Here is a 17,216-nt window from a genome sequence, read left to right on the forward strand (position 1 = left end):
CGCCCTGAAGCCCTCTCCAAGGCGGTGTTCGCGGTTCGGGAGCCTTTCGGTGGGACGAAAGGCAGGTATGGAACCGCCCCCCCTTCATTCGCCTTGCGGCGTGCAATGGGCCCCGACATTGCATGTGCCGCGAAGAGACGAAAGGTCACGCAGAGCATGGCTCAAGCTTACGTTGGTCAGAAACGCATCCGTCGCTATTACGGCAAAATCCACGAAGTCCTCGAAATGCCGAACCTCATCGAGGTTCAGAAATCCTCCTACGATCTGTTCCTGCGCTCCGGCGAAGTCGATCAGCCCACCGATGGCGAGGGTATCCAGGGCGTTTTCCAGTCGGTCTTCCCGATCAAGGATTTCAACGACAACGCCATTCTGGAGTTCGTGAAATACGAGCTCGAAAAACCGAAATACGATGTCGACGAGTGCCAGGCTCGCGACATGACCTATTCGGCGCCGCTGAAGGTGACCCTGCGCCTCATCGTGTTCGATGTGGACGAGGAAACCGGCGCGCGTTCGGTCAAAGACATCAAGGAACAAGACGTGTTCATGGGGGATATGCCCCTCATGACCAAGAACGGTACGTTCATCGTGAACGGCACCGAGCGGGTCATCGTGAGCCAGATGCACCGCTCGCCGGGCGTGTTCTTCGACCATGACCGCGGCAAGACCCACTCCTCGGGCAAGCTGCTCTTCGCCTGCCGCATCATTCCCTATCGCGGCTCGTGGCTGGACTTCGAATTCGACGCCAAGGACCTCGTCTTCGCGCGTATCGACCGTCGTCGGAAACTGCCGGTGACCACGCTGCTCTATGCGCTGGGTCTCGATCAGGAAGGCATCATGGATGCCTATTACGACACCGTCACCTACACCGCGAAGGGCAAGTCGGGCTGGGTCACCAAGTTCTTCCCCGACCGCGTGCGCGGCACCCGTCCGACCTTCGACCTCGTCGATGCGGCGTCGGGCGAAGTGATCCTGAAAGCGGGCGAGAAAGCGACCCCGCGCATGGTCAAGAAATGGCGTGACGACAACTCGGTTCCCGAGCTGCTCGTGCCGTTCGACCACATCATGGGCCGCTTCTGCGCCAAGGATATCGTCAACGACGAAACCGGCTTCATCTACATCGAAGCGGGCGACGAGCTGACGGCGGAATACGACAAGAACGGCGAGCTCTCGGGCGGTTCGATCAAGACCCTGATCGACAACGGCATCACCGAGATCCCGGTGCTCGACATCGATAACGTCAATGTCGGTCCCTACATCCGCAACACCATGGCGTCGGACAAGAACATGAACCGCGAAACCGCGCTCATGGATATCTACCGCGTCATGCGTCCGGGTGAGCCGCCGACCGTCGAGGCCGCGGACACCCTGTTCAACAGCCTGTTCTTCGACTCCGAGCGCTACGACCTTTCGGCCGTGGGCCGCGTGAAGATGAACATGCGTCTCGACCTCGATGCGCCGGACACCCAGCGCACGCTGCGTAAAGAGGACATCATCGCCTGCATCAAGGGCCTGGTGGAACTGCGCGATGGCAAGGGCGAGATCGACGACATCGACCACCTCGGCAACCGCCGTGTGCGTTCGGTCGGCGAACTGATGGAAAACCAATATCGCGTCGGCCTGCTGCGCATGGAGCGCGCCATCAAGGAGCGTATGTCCTCGGTCGAGATCGACACGGTCATGCCGCAGGATCTGATCAACGCGAAACCGGCCGCGGCTGCGGTGCGCGAATTCTTCGGCTCCTCGCAGCTGTCGCAGTTCATGGACCAGACCAACCCGCTGTCGGAAGTCACGCACAAGCGTCGTCTCTCGGCGCTCGGCCCGGGCGGTCTGACCCGTGAGCGTGCCGGCTTCGAGGTGCGCGACGTTCACCCGACCCACTACGGTCGGATGTGTCCGATTGAGACGCCGGAAGGTCAGAACATCGGTCTGATCAACTCGCTGGCCACTTTCGCCCGCGTGAACAAGTACGGCTTCATCGAAACCCCGTATCGCAAGGTCAATGACGGTCAGGTCACCGACGAGGTGGTCTACATGTCGGCGACCGAGGAAATGCGTCACACCGTGGCGCAGGCGAACGCGACGCTCGATGAGAACGGCAAGTTCATCAACGATCTCGTCTCGACCCGCCAGTCGGGGGAATACGCGCTCAACCCGCCGGAAACGGTGGACCTGATCGACGTGTCGCCGAAGCAGCTGGTCTCGGTCGGTGCGGCGCTCATTCCGTTCCTCGAAAACGACGACGCGAACCGCGCTCTGATGGGTGCGAACATGCAACGTCAGGCCGTGCCGCTGCTGCGCTCGGAATCGCCCTATGTCGGTACCGGCATGGAAGCGACCGTCGCACGCGACTCCGGTGCTGCGATCATGGCGAACCGCGGCGGCATCATCGACCAGGTCGATGCGCAGCGTATCGTTATCCGCGTGACCGACGATCTCGAAGCGGGCGACGTGGGCGTGGACATCTACCGTCTGCGCAAGTTCAAGCGTTCGAACCAGTCCTCGACCATCAACCAGCGTCCGATCGTGAAAGTGGGCGACCGGGTGGTGAAGGGGCAGATCGTCGCTGACGGTCCGTCGACCGATATGGGCGAACTGGCTATCGGCCGTAACGTGGTCGTCGCCTTCATGCCGTGGAACGGCTACAACTACGAAGACTCGATCCTGATCTCCGAGCGGATCCACCGCGACGACGTGTTCACCTCGATCCATATCGACGAATACGAAGTGGCGGCCCGCGACACCAAGCTCGGCCCGGAAGAGATCACCCGCGACATCCCGAATGTCGGCGAGGAAGCCCTGCGCAACCTCGACGAAGCCGGGATCGTCTATATCGGCGCCGAAGTGGGGCCGGGTGACATCCTCGTCGGTAAGATCACGCCGAAGGGCGAAAGCCCGATGACGCCGGAAGAGAAACTCCTCCGCGCCATCTTCGGCGAGAAGGCATCGGACGTGCGCGACACCTCGCTGCGTCTGCCGCCGGGTGCTTACGGTACGATCGTGGAAGTCCGCGTCTTCAACCGTCACGGCGTCGACAAGGACGAGCGTGCGCTGCAGATCGAGCGTGAGGAAGTCGAACGTCTGGCCCGTGACCGGGACGACGAGCTCGCCATTCTCGAGCGCAACATCTACGCGCGTCTCAAGACCCTGATCACCGGCAAGACTGCCGTGAAGGGGCCGAAAGGCGTCAAGGCTGGCTCGACCATCGACGAAGAACTGCTGGGCACCCTGTCGAAGGGCCAGTGGTGGCAGCTCGCGCTCGAAGACGAGGGCGACGCCAAGGAAGTCGAAGCCCTCAACGACCAGTTCGAGGCGCAGAAGCGCGCGCTCGATCTGCGTTTCGAGGACAAGGTCGAGAAGGTCCGTCAGGGCGACGATCTGCCTCCGGGCGTGATGAAGATGGTCAAGGTCTTCGTGGCTGTGAAGCGCAAGCTTCAGGCTGGCGACAAGATGGCTGGCCGTCACGGCAACAAGGGCGTCGTGTCGAAAGTCGTTCCGATGGAAGACATGCCGTTCCTCGCCGATGGCACCCCTGTCGATCTCGTGCTGAACCCGCTGGGCGTGCCGTCGCGCATGAACGTCGGTCAGATTCTCGAGACGCACATGGGCTGGGCTTCGCGCGGTCTGGGCAACCAGATCGACGAGGCGCTGAAAGCCTATCGTCGTAACGGCGACCTGACCCCGGTTCGCGAGGCGATGAAGATCGGCTATGGCGACGAGACCTACGGTGAGATCATCGAAGGTATGGATGACGAGGCGTTCATCGAGAGCGCCGAAGCCGTCCGCACCGGCGTTCCGATCGCGACCCCGGTCTTCGACGGTGCCAAAGAGGCCGACATCAACGACGCGCTCAAGCGTGCGGGCTTCAACGAATCCGGTCAGTCGATCGTGTTCGATGGCCGCACCGGCGAGCAGTTCGCGCGTCAGGTCACGGTGGGTGTGAAGTACTTCCTGAAGCTTCACCACCTCGTCGATGACAAGATGCACGCCCGTTCGACCGGTCCGTACTCGCTCGTCACGCAGCAGCCGCTGGGTGGTAAGGCGCAGTTCGGTGGTCAGCGTCTCGGGGAGATGGAGGTCTGGGCTCTGGAAGCTTACGGCGCCGCCTACACCCTGCAGGAGATGCTGACGGTGAAGTCGGATGACGTGGCAGGCCGGACGAAGGTCTACGAGTCGATCGTCAAGGGCGAGGACAACTTCGAAGCCGGCGTGCCGGAATCGTTCAACGTTCTCGTCAAAGAGGTCCGGGGCCTCGGCCTCAACATGGAACTCCTGGACGCGGAGGATGACGAGTGAGGGCTTCGGCCCTCCTCTAAGCCCTTCCGCCCTCATTCAAGGATTTACAGATGAACCAGGAACTGACCCAAAACCCGTTCAACCCGCTCGCGCAGCCGAAGGCGTTCGACGAGATCAAGATCTCGCTCGCCTCGCCGGAGCGGATCCTGAGCTGGTCCTTCGGTGAAATCAAAAAGCCGGAAACCATCAACTACCGTACGTTCAAGCCCGAGCGTGACGGTCTGTTCTGCGCACGCATCTTTGGCCCGATCAAAGACTACGAATGCCTGTGCGGCAAATATAAGCGCATGAAGTATCGCGGCGTCGTCTGCGAGAAATGTGGCGTCGAAGTCACCCTCCAGAAAGTGCGCCGCGAGCGCATGGGCCACATCGAACTGGCCTCGCCCGTCGCTCACATCTGGTTCCTCAAGTCGCTGCCCTCGCGCATCGGCCTGATGCTCGACATGACGCTGCGCGACCTCGAGCGTATCCTCTACTTCGAAAACTTCGTGGTGATCGAGCCGGGTCTGACCGACCTGCAATACGGTCAGCTGATGTCCGAAGAAGAGTATCTCGACGCGCAGGACACCTACGGCGCGGATGCCTTCACCGCCAATATCGGCGCGGAAGCGATCCGTGAAATGCTTGCTGGCATCGACCTCGAAACCACGGCCGAGCAGCTCCGCGAAGAGCTGAAGGAAGCCACGGGCGAGCTGAAGCCGAAGAAGATCATCAAGCGTCTGAAGATCGTCGAGTCGTTCCTCGAGTCGGGCAACCGTCCCGAGTGGATGGTGCTGACCGTGCTTCCGGTGATCCCGCCGGAACTGCGTCCGCTCGTCCCGCTCGACGGTGGTCGTTTCGCGACTTCGGATCTCAACGACCTCTATCGTCGTGTGATCAACCGGAACAACCGTCTGAAGCGTCTGATCGAACTGCGTGCGCCCGACATCATCGTGCGCAACGAAAAGCGGATGCTGCAGGAATCGGTCGATGCGCTGTTCGACAACGGCCGTCGCGGCCGCGTCATCACGGGCACCAACAAGCGCCCGCTGAAGTCGCTCTCGGACATGCTGAAAGGTAAGCAGGGTCGCTTCCGTCAGAACCTTCTGGGTAAGCGCGTCGACTTCTCGGGTCGTTCGGTCATCGTGACCGGCCCGGAACTCAAGCTGCACCAGTGCGGTCTGCCGAAGAAGATGGCGCTCGAACTCTTCAAGCCCTTCATCTACTCGCGCCTCGAGGCCAAAGGCCTGTCGAGCACCGTGAAGCAGGCGAAGAAGCTGGTCGAGAAAGAGCGTCCCGAGGTGTGGGATATCCTCGACGAGGTCATCCGCGAGCACCCGGTTCTGCTGAACCGTGCGCCGACGCTGCACCGTCTGGGTATCCAGGCGTTCGAACCGATGCTGATCGAAGGCAAGGCGATCCAGCTGCACCCGCTCGTCTGCTCGGCGTTCAACGCCGACTTCGACGGTGACCAGATGGCCGTCCACGTTCCGCTCTCGCTGGAAGCCCAGCTGGAAGCGCGCGTGCTGATGATGTCGACGAACAACGTTCTGTCGCCCGCCAACGGCGCGCCGATCATCGTTCCTTCGCAGGATATGATTCTGGGTCTCTACTACGTGACCATGGAACGCGAAGGCATGAAGGGCGAAGGCATGTCCTTCTCCTCGGTCGAGGAAGTGGAGCACGCGCTCAACTCGGGCGAAGTGCATCTGCACGCCAAGATCACCGCGCGGATCAAGCAGATCGACGAAACCGGCAACGAGGTCTACGAGCGTTTCGAGACCACGCCCGGCCGTGTGCGCCTCGGCGCGCTGCTGCCGCTGAACGCGAAAGCGCCGTTCGAACTGGTGAACCGTCTTCTGCGTAAGAAAGACGTGCAGAACACGATCGACACCGTCTACCGTTATTGCGGTCAGAAAGAGTCGGTCATCTTCTGTGACCAGATCATGGGCATGGGCTTCAAGGAAGCGTTCAAGGCTGGCATCTCGTTCGGCAAGGACGACATGGTGATCCCGGATAACAAGTGGGACATCGTCGAAACCGTCCGCGACCAGGTCAAGGACTTCGAACAGCAATACATGGACGGTCTGATCACCCAGGGTGAGAAGTACAACAAGGTCGTCGATGCATGGTCGAAGTGTAACGACAAGGTCACCGACGCGATGATGAACACCATCTCCGCGCCGAAATACGACGAGAACGGTGCCGAGCAGGAACCGAACTCGGTCTACATGATGGCCCACTCGGGCGCTCGTGGCTCGGTGACGCAGATGAAGCAGCTGGGCGGTATGCGTGGCCTCATGGCCAAGCCGAACGGCGAGATCATCGAGACGCCGATCATCTCGAACTTCAAGGAAGGTCTGACCGTTCTTGAATACTTCAACTCGACCCACGGCGCCCGTAAGGGTCTGTCGGATACCGCACTGAAGACGGCGAACTCGGGTTACCTGACCCGTCGTCTGGTGGACGTCGCTCAGGACTGCATCGTGCGCACGCATGATTGCGGCACCGACCGCGCGATCACCGCTTCGGCTGCTGTGAATGACGGGGAAATCGTCGCTCCGATCTCGGAGCGCGTACTTGGCCGTGTCGCAGCGGACGACGTGACGGTTCCGGGCGAGGACGAGGTGATCGTCCGCGCCGGCGAGCTGATCGACGAGCGCAAGGCCGACGCGATCGAGCAGACGGGCGTGCAATCCGTCCGTATCCGCTCGGCGCTGACCTGTGAGGCCGAAGAGGGCGTTTGCGCGCTCTGCTACGGTCGCGACCTCGCACGCGGTACGCTGGTGAACCAGGGCGAAGCGGTGGGCATTATCGCCGCGCAGTCGATCGGTGAACCCGGTACGCAGCTGACGATGCGGACCTTCCACTTGGGCGGTGTTGCTCAGGGTGGCTCGCAGTCGTTCCTCGAGGCCAGCCAGGAAGGCAAGATCGAGTTCCGCAACGCCAACATCATCCTCAACGAGATGGGCGAGCAGATCGTCATGGGCCGGAACATGCAGCTCGTGATCGTGAACGATCAGGGTGACGAGCTTGCCTCGCACAAGATCGGCTACGGCACCAAGGTCTTCGTGAAGGATGGCGAGGCGGTCGGTCGCGGCGACAAGCTGATCGAATGGGATCCCTACACCTTGCCGATCATCGCCGAGAAGCCCGGTAAGGTCCGCTTCGTCGACCTGATCTCGGGTATCTCCGTGCGCGAGGATACCGACGATGCGACCGGCATGACCCAGAAGATCGTGTCCGACTGGCGCGCTGCGCCCAAGGGCAACGAGCTGAAGCCGGAAGTTCTGATCCTCGGCGAGGATGGCGAGCCGGTCCGCAACGAAGCGGGCAACCCGGTGACCTATACCATGTCGGTGGATGCGATCCTCTCGGTGGAAGACGGTCAGGACGTGAAGGCGGGTGACGTCGTTGCGCGTATTCCGCGCGAAGGCGCGAAGACGAAGGACATCACCGGCGGTCTGCCGCGTGTGGCCGAACTCTTCGAAGCACGTCGTCCCAAGGATCACGCGATCATCGCCGAAATCGATGGCTATGTGCGCTTCGGCAAGGACTACAAGAACAAGCGTCGGATCGCGATCGATCCGCGTGATGATGGTCTGGAGCCGGCAGAGTACATGGTGCCGAAAGGCAAGCACATCCCGGTGCAGGAAGGCGACTTCGTGCAGAAGGGTGACTACATCATGGACGGCAACCCGGCGCCGCATGACATCCTGCGCATCATGGGGATCGAGGCTCTGGCCGACTACCTCATCAACGAGGTGCAGGACGTCTATCGACTGCAGGGCGTGAAGATCAATGACAAGCACATCGAGGTGATCGTTCGCCAGATGCTGCAGAAGATCGAGATCCTCGATTCCGGCGATACGACGCTCCTGAAAGGCGAGAATGTCGACAAGGCAGAGTTCGACGAGGAGAACGACAAGGTTGCAGCCCGTGGTGGGCGTCCGGCGCATGGCGAACCCGTGCTGCTCGGCATCACCAAGGCCTCGCTGCAGACCCGGTCCTTCATCTCGGCGGCCTCCTTCCAGGAGACGACCCGCGTTCTCACCGAGGCTTCGGTGCAGGGCAAGCGCGACAAGCTCGTGGGCCTCAAGGAGAACGTCATCGTCGGCCGTCTGATCCCGGCGGGTACCGGTGGCGCGACCACCAAGGTCCGCAAGATCGCGACCGAGCGTGACTCCAAGGTCATCCAGCAGCGTCAGGCCGAGGCGGAAGCCGCGGCAGCGCTGGCGGCTCCGGCCGAGGCAGAGGCTGATTTCGGTCCGGTCGAGACGCCGGAAAGCCGCGATTGATCCACCTCCGGTTGGAGACGATCTGAAACATCCCCCCGCGCGAGAGATCGCGCGGGGGTTTTTCTTTGCGCGAACCCGATCTCTGGGGCAGGGTAACGTCGAAAGGCGAGAGCCTGTTTGCCGGAGGAGGGACCCCGATGATCCGCTTTGTCACCCCGTTCGCGCTGAGCGCGCTGATCGCCATGCCTGCCTTTGCGGGCGCCTATCAGGATGCGGAGGCGCAGTTGCGCAAGGCCTATGGCGACTACCGCGCGGCGCTGTTCCTGTCGAACCAGGGCAAGCAGCCGGAGACCAAGGCAGCGCTCGATCGCTTCGTCGGCGAGTGGCAGTCGCTGTCCGACGCCTGGACCGCCGAGCCGCCGCCGCAATATGCCGATGACGCGGTTCTCGGCGCGACTTTCGACAAGGTCAGCGAGCTAGCGGCGAAGGCCGAGGAAGAGGTGGCCGCCGGGAATCTGCCCGAGGCGCATGAGACCCTCGAAGGGGTGCGCGACAGCATCGGCGAACTGCATATCCGCAATGGAGTTGTGGGCTTCTCGGACCGGATGAACGCCTATCACGCGGAGATGGAAGACGTGCTCGCGCGCGACTACGCGGGGATGGGCGGCGAGGGCGCGCGTCAGCTGATCGCGGATGCCTCGCTTCTGAGCTATCTCGCGGCGCAGATCGTCAAGCATCCCGCGCCGGAAGCCGAGACCGACATGGGGTATCAAAAGCTCGTGGACGGCTTCGCGGTCTCTGTCGCGTTCTTCTACGATGCGGCGATGGCGGGCGACATGGAACGTGCAATGGAGATGCGAAACGCCCTCAAGCCGAGCTATTCGAAGCTTTTCGCGAAATTCGGCTGATCCGCCACAGGGACGCGGCTGCCCCGGGATGATCCGTTTACAAGACCGGGTGGCGGGTCTAATAGAGCCGCACCTTCGGCGCCATCCCGGCCCAGCGACAAGAGAGTTCCGGCACCCATGCCCGAGATTTCAATCGTGATCCCCGCGAAGAACGAAGCGCCGAACATCGCGGGGCTTCTCGACGAGATCGACACCGCCTGCGCGCCGGTCTGCGATTACGAGGTGATCGTGGTCGATGACGGCTCGGATGACGGGATGGACCAGATCCTGCGCGAGCGGATGAAGACCCATCCGAACCTGCGCCTGCTGCAGCACAGGAATGCGGCGGGCCAGCGGGCGTCAGGCGGTCAAAGCGCGGGCGTCCATTCGGGCGTTCGGGCTGCGAAGGGCAGCATCATCTGCACGCTGGACGGCGACGGTCAGAACCCGCCCTCCGAGCTTCCCGCCCTGATGGCGCCGCTGCGCGCGGCGAATTCCGAGAAGATCGGGCTGGTCGCAGGTCAGCGCGTCGGGCGGCAGGACACGATGTCCAAGAAGCTCGCCTCGAAGGCGGCAAACAAGATCCGTGGCGCGATCCTCAAGGATGGCACCCGCGACACCGGCTGCGGCCTCAAGGCCTTCCGGCGCGAGGCGTTCCTCGCGCTGCCCTATTTCGACCATATGCACCGCTACCTCCCCGCGCTGTTCTCGCGCGACGGGTGGCAGGTGGCCCATGTCGACGTCGCTCACCGTTCGCGCGGGGGCGGCAGCTCGAATTACAACAACCTGCAGCGCGGTCTCGTCGGCATCGTCGACCTGATGGGCGTCGCGTGGCTTCTCCGTCGGCGCAAGAAAGCGCAGCCCGGCGAAGTGATGCGCGAGGAGTGACGCCTATGGGCTGGCTGATGGATATGCTTCACGCGGACAGCGTTCTCGAGCTGTGGTGGGTCCTTTTCGGCCTGCTCGCGCAGCTCATGTTCACGGGGCGGTTTCTCGTCCAGTGGATCGCATCCGAGCGCAAAGGCGAATCCGTGGTGCCGGTGGCATTCTGGTATTTCTCGCTCGCCGGCGGCGTGATGCTGCTGACCTATGCGCTCTATCGCAAAGATCCGGTCTTCGTTCTCGGCCAGTCGCTCGGCGTGTTCATCTACGGGCGCAATCTGTGGCTGATCCATGCCAAGCGTAAACGCGAAGCTTGAACGCAGGGGCGATCGGGACGGCTGGCTCGTCCCGGCCCTGATCGTCGTCGCCGCAGTCACCGCGCTGCGGCTGGTACTTCTGGCGTTCAACAAGACCGATCTCTTCGTCGATGAGGCGCAATACTGGCTCTGGGGCCAGCATCTCGATTTCGGCTATTACTCGAAACCGCCGCTGATCGGTTGGCTGCTGCGGGCGGTGACCGATCTGGCGGGTTCGGACGCGCCGTCTTGGGTGCGGATGCCGGGGGCTGTGCTGCACGGTATCACGGCGCTGGTGCTTGGCGCCTTGGGCGCGCGGATCGCGGGGCGTTCGGTCGCAATCTGGTCGGCGGCGATCTATGTCACGCTGCCCTTCGTCGCGGTCGGCTCGGTGCTGATCTCGACCGACACCGTGATGGCCCCGTTCTACGCGCTGAGCCTTCTGTTCCTGCATCGCACCGGCGAGAGCCGTCGCTGGTCGGACGCGCTCGCTGCGGGCGTGGCGGCGGGGCTAGCGTTCATGGCGAAATACGCTGCGATCTACCTGATCCCCGGTCTGGCGCTGGCAGCCCTTGTCGCGCCTGCTTGGCGGATCGGCTGGCGTAATATGGTGATTGCGGCGCTGGCCTTCGGACTGGTGATCGCGCCGAACGTGGTCTGGAACCTGAATAACGGGCTGACGACAGTCTCGCATACGATGGACAATGTCGGTTGGGTCCGAGAAGGGGCTGCGCTGAATTTCGGCTCGATGGTGGAGTTCGTCGCCTCGCAATTCGCGGTCTTCGGGCCGGTGACGATGGTGGCGCTGCTGATCGGTTACGCGGGCTGGGGCGATCCGGCGAAGCGCGGGCTGACGATGCTCTCTGTGCCGCCGCTGGTCGCGGTGACGATCGAGGCGCTGCTCGACCGGGCCTATGCCAACTGGGCGGTCGCTGCCTATTTCGCGGGGACGGTTCTGGCGGTGATGGTGCTGCGCGGCATCTGGCGCTGGATCGCGATCGTGATCAACGGGTTGATCGCGCTGTCGATCCCGCTGCTGACGGTCCTCGCGCCCTATCCGCAGAAGGATGGCGCGCCGCTTCTGAAGCGGTGGCTGGGGCAGGCCGATCTGAGCCGCCAGATCCTGACGCTTGCGGAAGCGGCCGACGTGCCGGTCTACACGGGCAATCGCGCGATCCTCGCCGATCTGTTCTATACCGGGCAGGATGCGGGCGTGACCGTCTACGCGCCGAAGCCTGTCGTGCGGGCCGACAGCTATTACGAGCAGATGTGGCCCTTGCCACAGGACTATAATGGTCGTTTGCTGGTGATCGCCAATAGCGCGCCCGATTGCGGCAGCGGTCCGGTTGCGCCCGAGGCGCAGCTCGACGCGACCGGGACTTGGGCAGGCAAAGGCTATGCGGCTTATCTGGTGGAGGCGCGCTGTGTCCGTTCCGAAAATTGACATGATCTTCGCGGGCCGCTTGTTGCTGGCGGCGTGGATCGGGGGCTTCCTGCTGTTCCGCTTCGTGCCGGAGCTCGACCTCGGCGTCGCCGGGCTGTTCTACCGGGCAGGGGAGGGGTTCTCGGTGATCACCAATCCGCTCTGGGAATGGCTGCGCCAACGGATCTGGGATGTCTCGATCGTGCTGTTCCTCGTCTCGCTCGTGGCCTGGCCCTGGGCGGGGCTGCGCCATCGCACGGTGCTGCGCCTGCCGGCGCGGATCTGGGCGTTCATCTGCCTGCTCTACCTGCTCGGCCCGATCGTGGTGGTGAACGGGGTCCTCAAGGCCAATTCGGGACGCGCACGCCCGGCCGATGTCGATCTCTTCGGCGGCGCGCATCATTTCAGTCTTGCGGGCACCTTCACCGATCAATGCTCGCGGAACTGCTCGTTCGTATCGGGCGAGGTGGCGGCGGCGGTGGCGCTGGGGCTGCTGATCTGGCTCGGTGCAGAGCTGTCGCGGCTGCGCCTGCCGCGCTGGGGATTGCTCTATCTGCGGGCCGTCGGCGTCTTCGTCGCGGTCTTCATCATCGTGCAGCGGGTCGGCACCGGGCGGCACTTCCTGTCGGATACCTATTTCGCCGGATTGGTGAGCCTTACGGTGGCCTGGCTGCTCTGGGGGATCCTGTTTGCGGGGTGGGGCGCGCAGCTCCTCGCGCGGACCCGCCGCGAGAGTTGACAACCCAAACGACTCCCCCTATACGCCGCGCTACCTGACGGGCGAAGTCTGCCCGGAGGGTCGCCGATTTCTAGTGGTCATGATCCGGGCCTTCGCCCCGATCCTCTGGAATTCAACGCATTCGCCGCGGTCCTCGGGCCGGGGAGGAATGCGATTTGGCGTTTTCGCGAATCCGCGCGGAAACGCGTCGAGAAGTGGCGCCTCCGGAAACGGGGCGAGTATTGACAGCAGAACGGGGAACCGAATGCCGACGATCCAACAGCTGATCCGCAAACCGCGGCAGCCCAAGGTGAAGCGCTCTAAGTCGCAACACCTCCAAGAGTGCCCGCAAAAGCGTGGCGTTTGCACGCGCGTCTACACGACGACGCCGAAGAAACCGAACTCCGCTATGCGTAAGGTCGCCAAGGTGCGCCTGACGAATGGCTTCGAGGTCATTTCCTACATCCCGGGCGAAAAGCACAACCTCCAGGAGCACTCCGTTGTGCTCATCCGTGGCGGCCGTGTGAAAGACCTTCCGGGCGTTCGTTACCACATCCTGCGCGGTGTGCTCGATACGCAAGGTGTTAAAGACCGTCGTCAACGCCGTTCGAAATACGGCGCGAAGCGTCCGAAGTAAGGAGATCTCGAGATGTCTCGTCGTCACGCCGCTGAAAAGCGCGAAGTCCTGCCCGACGCCAAATATGGCGATCGCGTGCTGACCAAATTCATGAACAACCTGATGATCGACGGCAAGAAGTCCGCCGCCGAGAAAATCGTCTACAACGCGCTCAACCGCGTTGAGGGCAAGCTCAAGCGTGAGCCCATCGAGGTGTTCCACGAAGCCCTCGACAACGTGAAGCCTTCGGTCGAAGTGCGTTCGCGTCGTGTGGGTGGTGCCACCTACCAGGTTCCGGTCGAAGTGCGCCCGACCCGCCGCGAAGCGCTGGCTATCCGCTGGCTCATCGCTGCCGCCAAGTCCCGCAACGAGAACACCATGGAAGAGCGCCTCGCTGGCGAGCTTCTGGATGCGGTGAACTCGCGTGGTTCCGCGGTCAAGAAGCGCGAAGACACCCACAAGATGGCCGACGCGAACAAAGCGTTCAGCCACTATCGCTGGTAATTACGGAAGGACGCCACCATGGCTCGCGAATATCCCCTAAAGCGTTATCGCAACTTCGGGATCATGGCGCATATCGACGCTGGTAAAACCACGACGACCGAGCGCATCCTGTTCTACACCGGCAAGTCGCACAAGATCGGCGAAGTGCACGACGGTGCTGCTACCATGGACTGGATGGAGCAAGAGGCCGAGCGCGGCATCACCATCACCTCGGCAGCTACCACGACTTTCTGGCAGTGGCAGGAAGATCCGACCGCCGAAGGTACGGATGATACCAAGTTCCGTATGAACATCATCGACACCCCCGGCCACGTCGACTTCACCATCGAGGTGGAGCGTTCGCTGGCCGTGCTCGACGGCGCTGTTGCGCTGCTCGACGGGAACGCCGGTGTTGAGCCGCAGACCGAGACCGTGTGGCGTCAGGCTGACCGCTACAAGGTTCCGCGCCTCGTCTTCGTCAACAAGATGGACAAGATCGGCGCGGACTTCTTCAACTGCGTGAAGATGATCAAAGACCGCACCGGTGCGACCCCGGTTCCGGTGAACTTCCCGATCGGTGCCGAAGATCAACTCGAAGGCATCGTCGACCTGGTCACCATGGAAGAGTGGGTCTGGAAAGGCGAAGATCTGGGCGCTGCCTGGGTTCGTCAGCCGATCCGTGACGATCTGAAGGCGACTGCGGACGAATGGCGTTCGCACCTCATCGAGAACGCCGTCGAGCAAGACGACGACGCGATGATGGCCTATCTCGAAGGCGAAGAGCCCGATATCGCAACGCTGCGCAGCCTGATCCGTAAGGGCACGCTGTCGCTGTCCTTCGTTCCGGTTCTGGGTGGTTCGGCCTTCAAGAACAAGGGTGTCCAGCCGCTGCTCAACGCCGTGGTCGACTTCCTGCCCTCGCCGCTCGACGTGCCCGCCTACATGGGCTTCTCGCCGGATGACGAGACGGAAACCCGGAACATCGCGCGTCACGCCGATGACGAAGAGCCGCTCTCGGGGCTCGCCTTCAAGATCATGAACGACCCCTTCGTGGGCTCGCTCACCTTCACGCGCCTCTACTCGGGCACGATGAAGAAGGGCGACTCGATCCTGAACGCGACCAAAGGTCGTAAAGAGCGCATCGGTCGTATGATGATGATGCACTCGAACAACCGGACCGAGATCGAAGAAGCGTATGCAGGCGACATCATCGCGCTGGCCGGTCTGAAAGAGACCACCACCGGTGACACGCTGTGCGACCCGAACAACCAGGTCGTTCTCGAAACGATGACCTTCCCCGATCCGGTGATCGAGATCGCCGTGGAGCCGAAGTCGAAAGCCGACCAGGAAAAGATGGGCCTCGCCCTTCAGCGCCTGGCAGCCGAAGACCCGTCCTTCCGCGTCGAGACCGACCTCGAGTCGGGTCAGACCATCATGAAGGGCATGGGCGAACTTCACCTCGACATCCTGGTCGACCGCATGAAGCGCGAGTTCAAGGTTGAGGCGAATATCGGTGCGCCGCAGGTGGCCTATCGCGAGACGATCAGCCACGCGACCGAGATCGACTACACGCACAAGAAGCAGACCGGCGGTACCGGTCAGTTCGCGCGCGTCAAGCTCGAGATCACGCCGACCGAGCCGGGCGAAGGTTATTCGTTCGAGAGCCGCATCGTTGGTGGTGCTGTTCCGAAGGAATACATCCCGGGCGTCGAAAAGGGCATCAAGTCGGTCATGGACTCCGGTCCGCTGGCAGGCTTCCCGGTGATCGACTTCAAGGTTGCGCTGGTTGACGGTGCTTTCCACGACGTCGACTCCTCGGTGCTCGCCTTCGAAATCGCTTCGCGTGCCGCGATGCGTGAAGGTCTGCGCAAGGCTGGCGCGAAGCTGCTCGAGCCGATGATGAAAGTCGAAGTGGTGACCCCGGAAGAATATACCGGTGGCATCATTGGCGACCTGACCTCGCGTCGGGGCCAGGTGCAAGGTCAGGACACCCGCGGCAACGCGGTCGTCGTGAACGCCTTCGTGCCGCTCGCCAACATGTTCGGCTACATCAACAACCTGCGTTCGATGTCCTCGGGCCGTGCGGTCTTCACGATGCTCTTCAGCCATTACGAAGCCGTGCCGCAGAACATCTCGGACGAGATCCAGAAGAAATACGCGTAAGGGACGTGCGCCGGGGCAACCCGGCGCCTTTCCAATCCAACGCACTGACAGGAGGCCATCATGGCAAAGGAAAAGTTTGAACGTAACAAACCGCACGTCAACATCGGCACGATTGGCCACGTTGACCACGGCAAGACGACGCTGACGGCTGCGATCACGAAGTATTTCGGTGATTTCCGCGCGTATGACCAGATCGACGGCGCGCCGGAAGAGAAGGCCCGCGGGATCACGATCTCGACCGCACACGTGGAATACGAGACCGAGTCGCGTCACTACGCGCACGTCGACTGCCCCGGCCACGCCGACTACGTGAAGAACATGATCACGGGTGCAGCGCAGATGGACGGCGCAATCCTGGTCGTGAACGCAGCTGACGGCCCGATGCCGCAGACCCGCGAGCACATCCTGCTCGGCCGTCAGGTCGGCATCCCGGCGATGGTTGTCTACCTGAACAAGGTTGACCAGGTCGACGACGAGGAGCTGCTCGAGCTCGTGGAAATGGAAGTTCGCGAACTTCTGTCGTCCTACGACTTCCCCGGCGACGATATCCCGATCGTCAAGGGTTCGGCTCTGGCCGCGATGGAAGGCCGTGACCCGGAAATCGGCGAGAACTCGATCCGCGCGCTGATGGAAGCTGTCGACAGCTACATCCCGACGCCGGAGCGCGCCGTGGACCAGCCCTTCCTGATGCCGATCGAAGACGTGTTCTCGATCTCGGGCCGTGGTACGGTTGTGACCGGCCGCGTCGAGCGTGGCGTGATCAACGTCGGCGACGAACTGGAAATCGTGGGTATCCGCGACACCACGAAGACGACCTGCACGGGCGTCGAGATGTTCCGCAAGCTGCTGGACCGTGGTGAAGCTGGCGACAACATCGGCGCGCTGCTGCGCGGTGTGGACCGTGACGGCGTCGAGCGTGGTCAGGTTCTGTGTAAGCCGGGTTCGGTTAAGCCGCACACCAAGTTCGAGGCTGAAGCCTACATCCTCACCAAAGAGGAAGGTGGCCGTCACACCCCGTTCTTCGCGAACTACCGTCCGCAGTTCTACTTCCGCACGACGGACGTGACCGGCACCGTGACGCTGCCCGAGGGCACCGAGATGGTCATGCCGGGCGACAACCTGAAGTTCGAAGTCGAACTGATCGCTCCGATCGCGATGGAAGACGGTCTGCGCTTCGCAATCCGCGAAGGTGGCCGCACCGTCGGCGCCGGCGTCGTCTCCAAAATCATCGCGTGATC

11 protein-coding genes are annotated in these 17,216 nt (G+C 62.5%); all 11 read left to right on the top strand.

Going from position 1 to position 17,216, the window contains the following annotated elements; translation table 11 throughout:
• Positions 1–156: 156 nt before the first annotated feature.
• The 11 genes from rpoB (at position 157) to tuf (ending at position 17,214) form a co-directional block, all read left to right on the top strand.
• Positions 157–4,293 (top strand): DNA-directed RNA polymerase subunit beta, encoded by a 4,137-nt coding sequence (gene rpoB / locus ACZ7GB_RS16470; RefSeq protein WP_078521316.1) that lies wholly within the window; start codon positions 157–159, stop codon positions 4,291–4,293.
• A 50-nt stretch (positions 4,294–4,343) separates the two neighbouring features.
• Positions 4,344–8,570 carry a DNA-directed RNA polymerase subunit beta' gene (gene rpoC, locus ACZ7GB_RS16475; RefSeq protein WP_472159562.1) on the top strand — a complete coding sequence of 1,409 codons (4,227 nt, stop codon included), beginning with the start codon at positions 4,344–4,346 and terminating at the stop codon, positions 8,568–8,570.
• Positions 8,571–8,707: 137 nt separating this feature from the next.
• Positions 8,708–9,418 (top strand): hypothetical protein, encoded by a 711-nt coding sequence (locus ACZ7GB_RS16480; protein ID WP_078521312.1) that lies wholly within the window; start codon positions 8,708–8,710, stop codon positions 9,416–9,418.
• Between the two features lie 117 nt (positions 9,419–9,535).
• Positions 9,536–10,285 carry a glycosyltransferase family 2 protein gene (locus tag ACZ7GB_RS16485; protein ID WP_472159563.1) on the top strand — a complete coding sequence of 250 codons (750 nt, stop codon included), beginning with the start codon at positions 9,536–9,538 and terminating at the stop codon, positions 10,283–10,285.
• Positions 10,286–10,290: 5 nt separating this feature from the next.
• Positions 10,291–10,596, top strand: coding sequence for a lipid-A-disaccharide synthase N-terminal domain-containing protein (locus ACZ7GB_RS16490; protein WP_472159565.1), 306 nt, complete (start codon positions 10,291–10,293; stop codon positions 10,594–10,596).
• The gene (locus ACZ7GB_RS16495; protein WP_472159566.1) at positions 10,571–12,019 is read left to right on the top strand and encodes an ArnT family glycosyltransferase; all 1,449 of its coding nucleotides are present in this window, start codon (positions 10,571–10,573) and stop codon (positions 12,017–12,019) included. Before ACZ7GB_RS16490 ends, ACZ7GB_RS16495 begins: the two co-directional genes overlap by 26 nt.
• Positions 12,000–12,737, top strand: coding sequence for a phosphatase PAP2 family protein (locus ACZ7GB_RS16500; RefSeq protein ID WP_168174755.1), 738 nt, complete (start codon positions 12,000–12,002; stop codon positions 12,735–12,737). The genes ACZ7GB_RS16495 and ACZ7GB_RS16500 overlap by 20 nt, the downstream gene beginning before the upstream one ends.
• A gap of 244 nt (positions 12,738–12,981) precedes the next feature.
• A complete protein-coding gene (gene rpsL, locus ACZ7GB_RS16505; RefSeq protein WP_038074720.1) occupies positions 12,982–13,353 on the top strand; it encodes a 30S ribosomal protein S12 in 372 nt (123 codons plus the stop codon).
• Between the two features lie 12 nt (positions 13,354–13,365).
• The gene (rpsG, locus tag ACZ7GB_RS16510) at positions 13,366–13,836 is read left to right on the top strand and encodes a 30S ribosomal protein S7 (RefSeq protein WP_075773836.1); all 471 of its coding nucleotides are present in this window, start codon (positions 13,366–13,368) and stop codon (positions 13,834–13,836) included.
• An 18-nt stretch (positions 13,837–13,854) separates the two neighbouring features.
• Positions 13,855–15,978: an elongation factor G gene (fusA, locus tag ACZ7GB_RS16515; RefSeq protein ID WP_078600745.1), complete on the top strand. Its 2,124-nt coding sequence runs from the start codon at positions 13,855–13,857 to the stop codon at positions 15,976–15,978.
• 60 nt (positions 15,979–16,038) lie between these two features.
• Positions 16,039–17,214, top strand: coding sequence for an elongation factor Tu (gene tuf / locus ACZ7GB_RS16520; protein WP_078549290.1), 1,176 nt, complete (start codon positions 16,039–16,041; stop codon positions 17,212–17,214).
• Positions 17,215–17,216 lie beyond the last annotated feature (2 nt).

This window comes from Thioclava sp. PTB-PU3-1 (assembly GCF_055666785.1).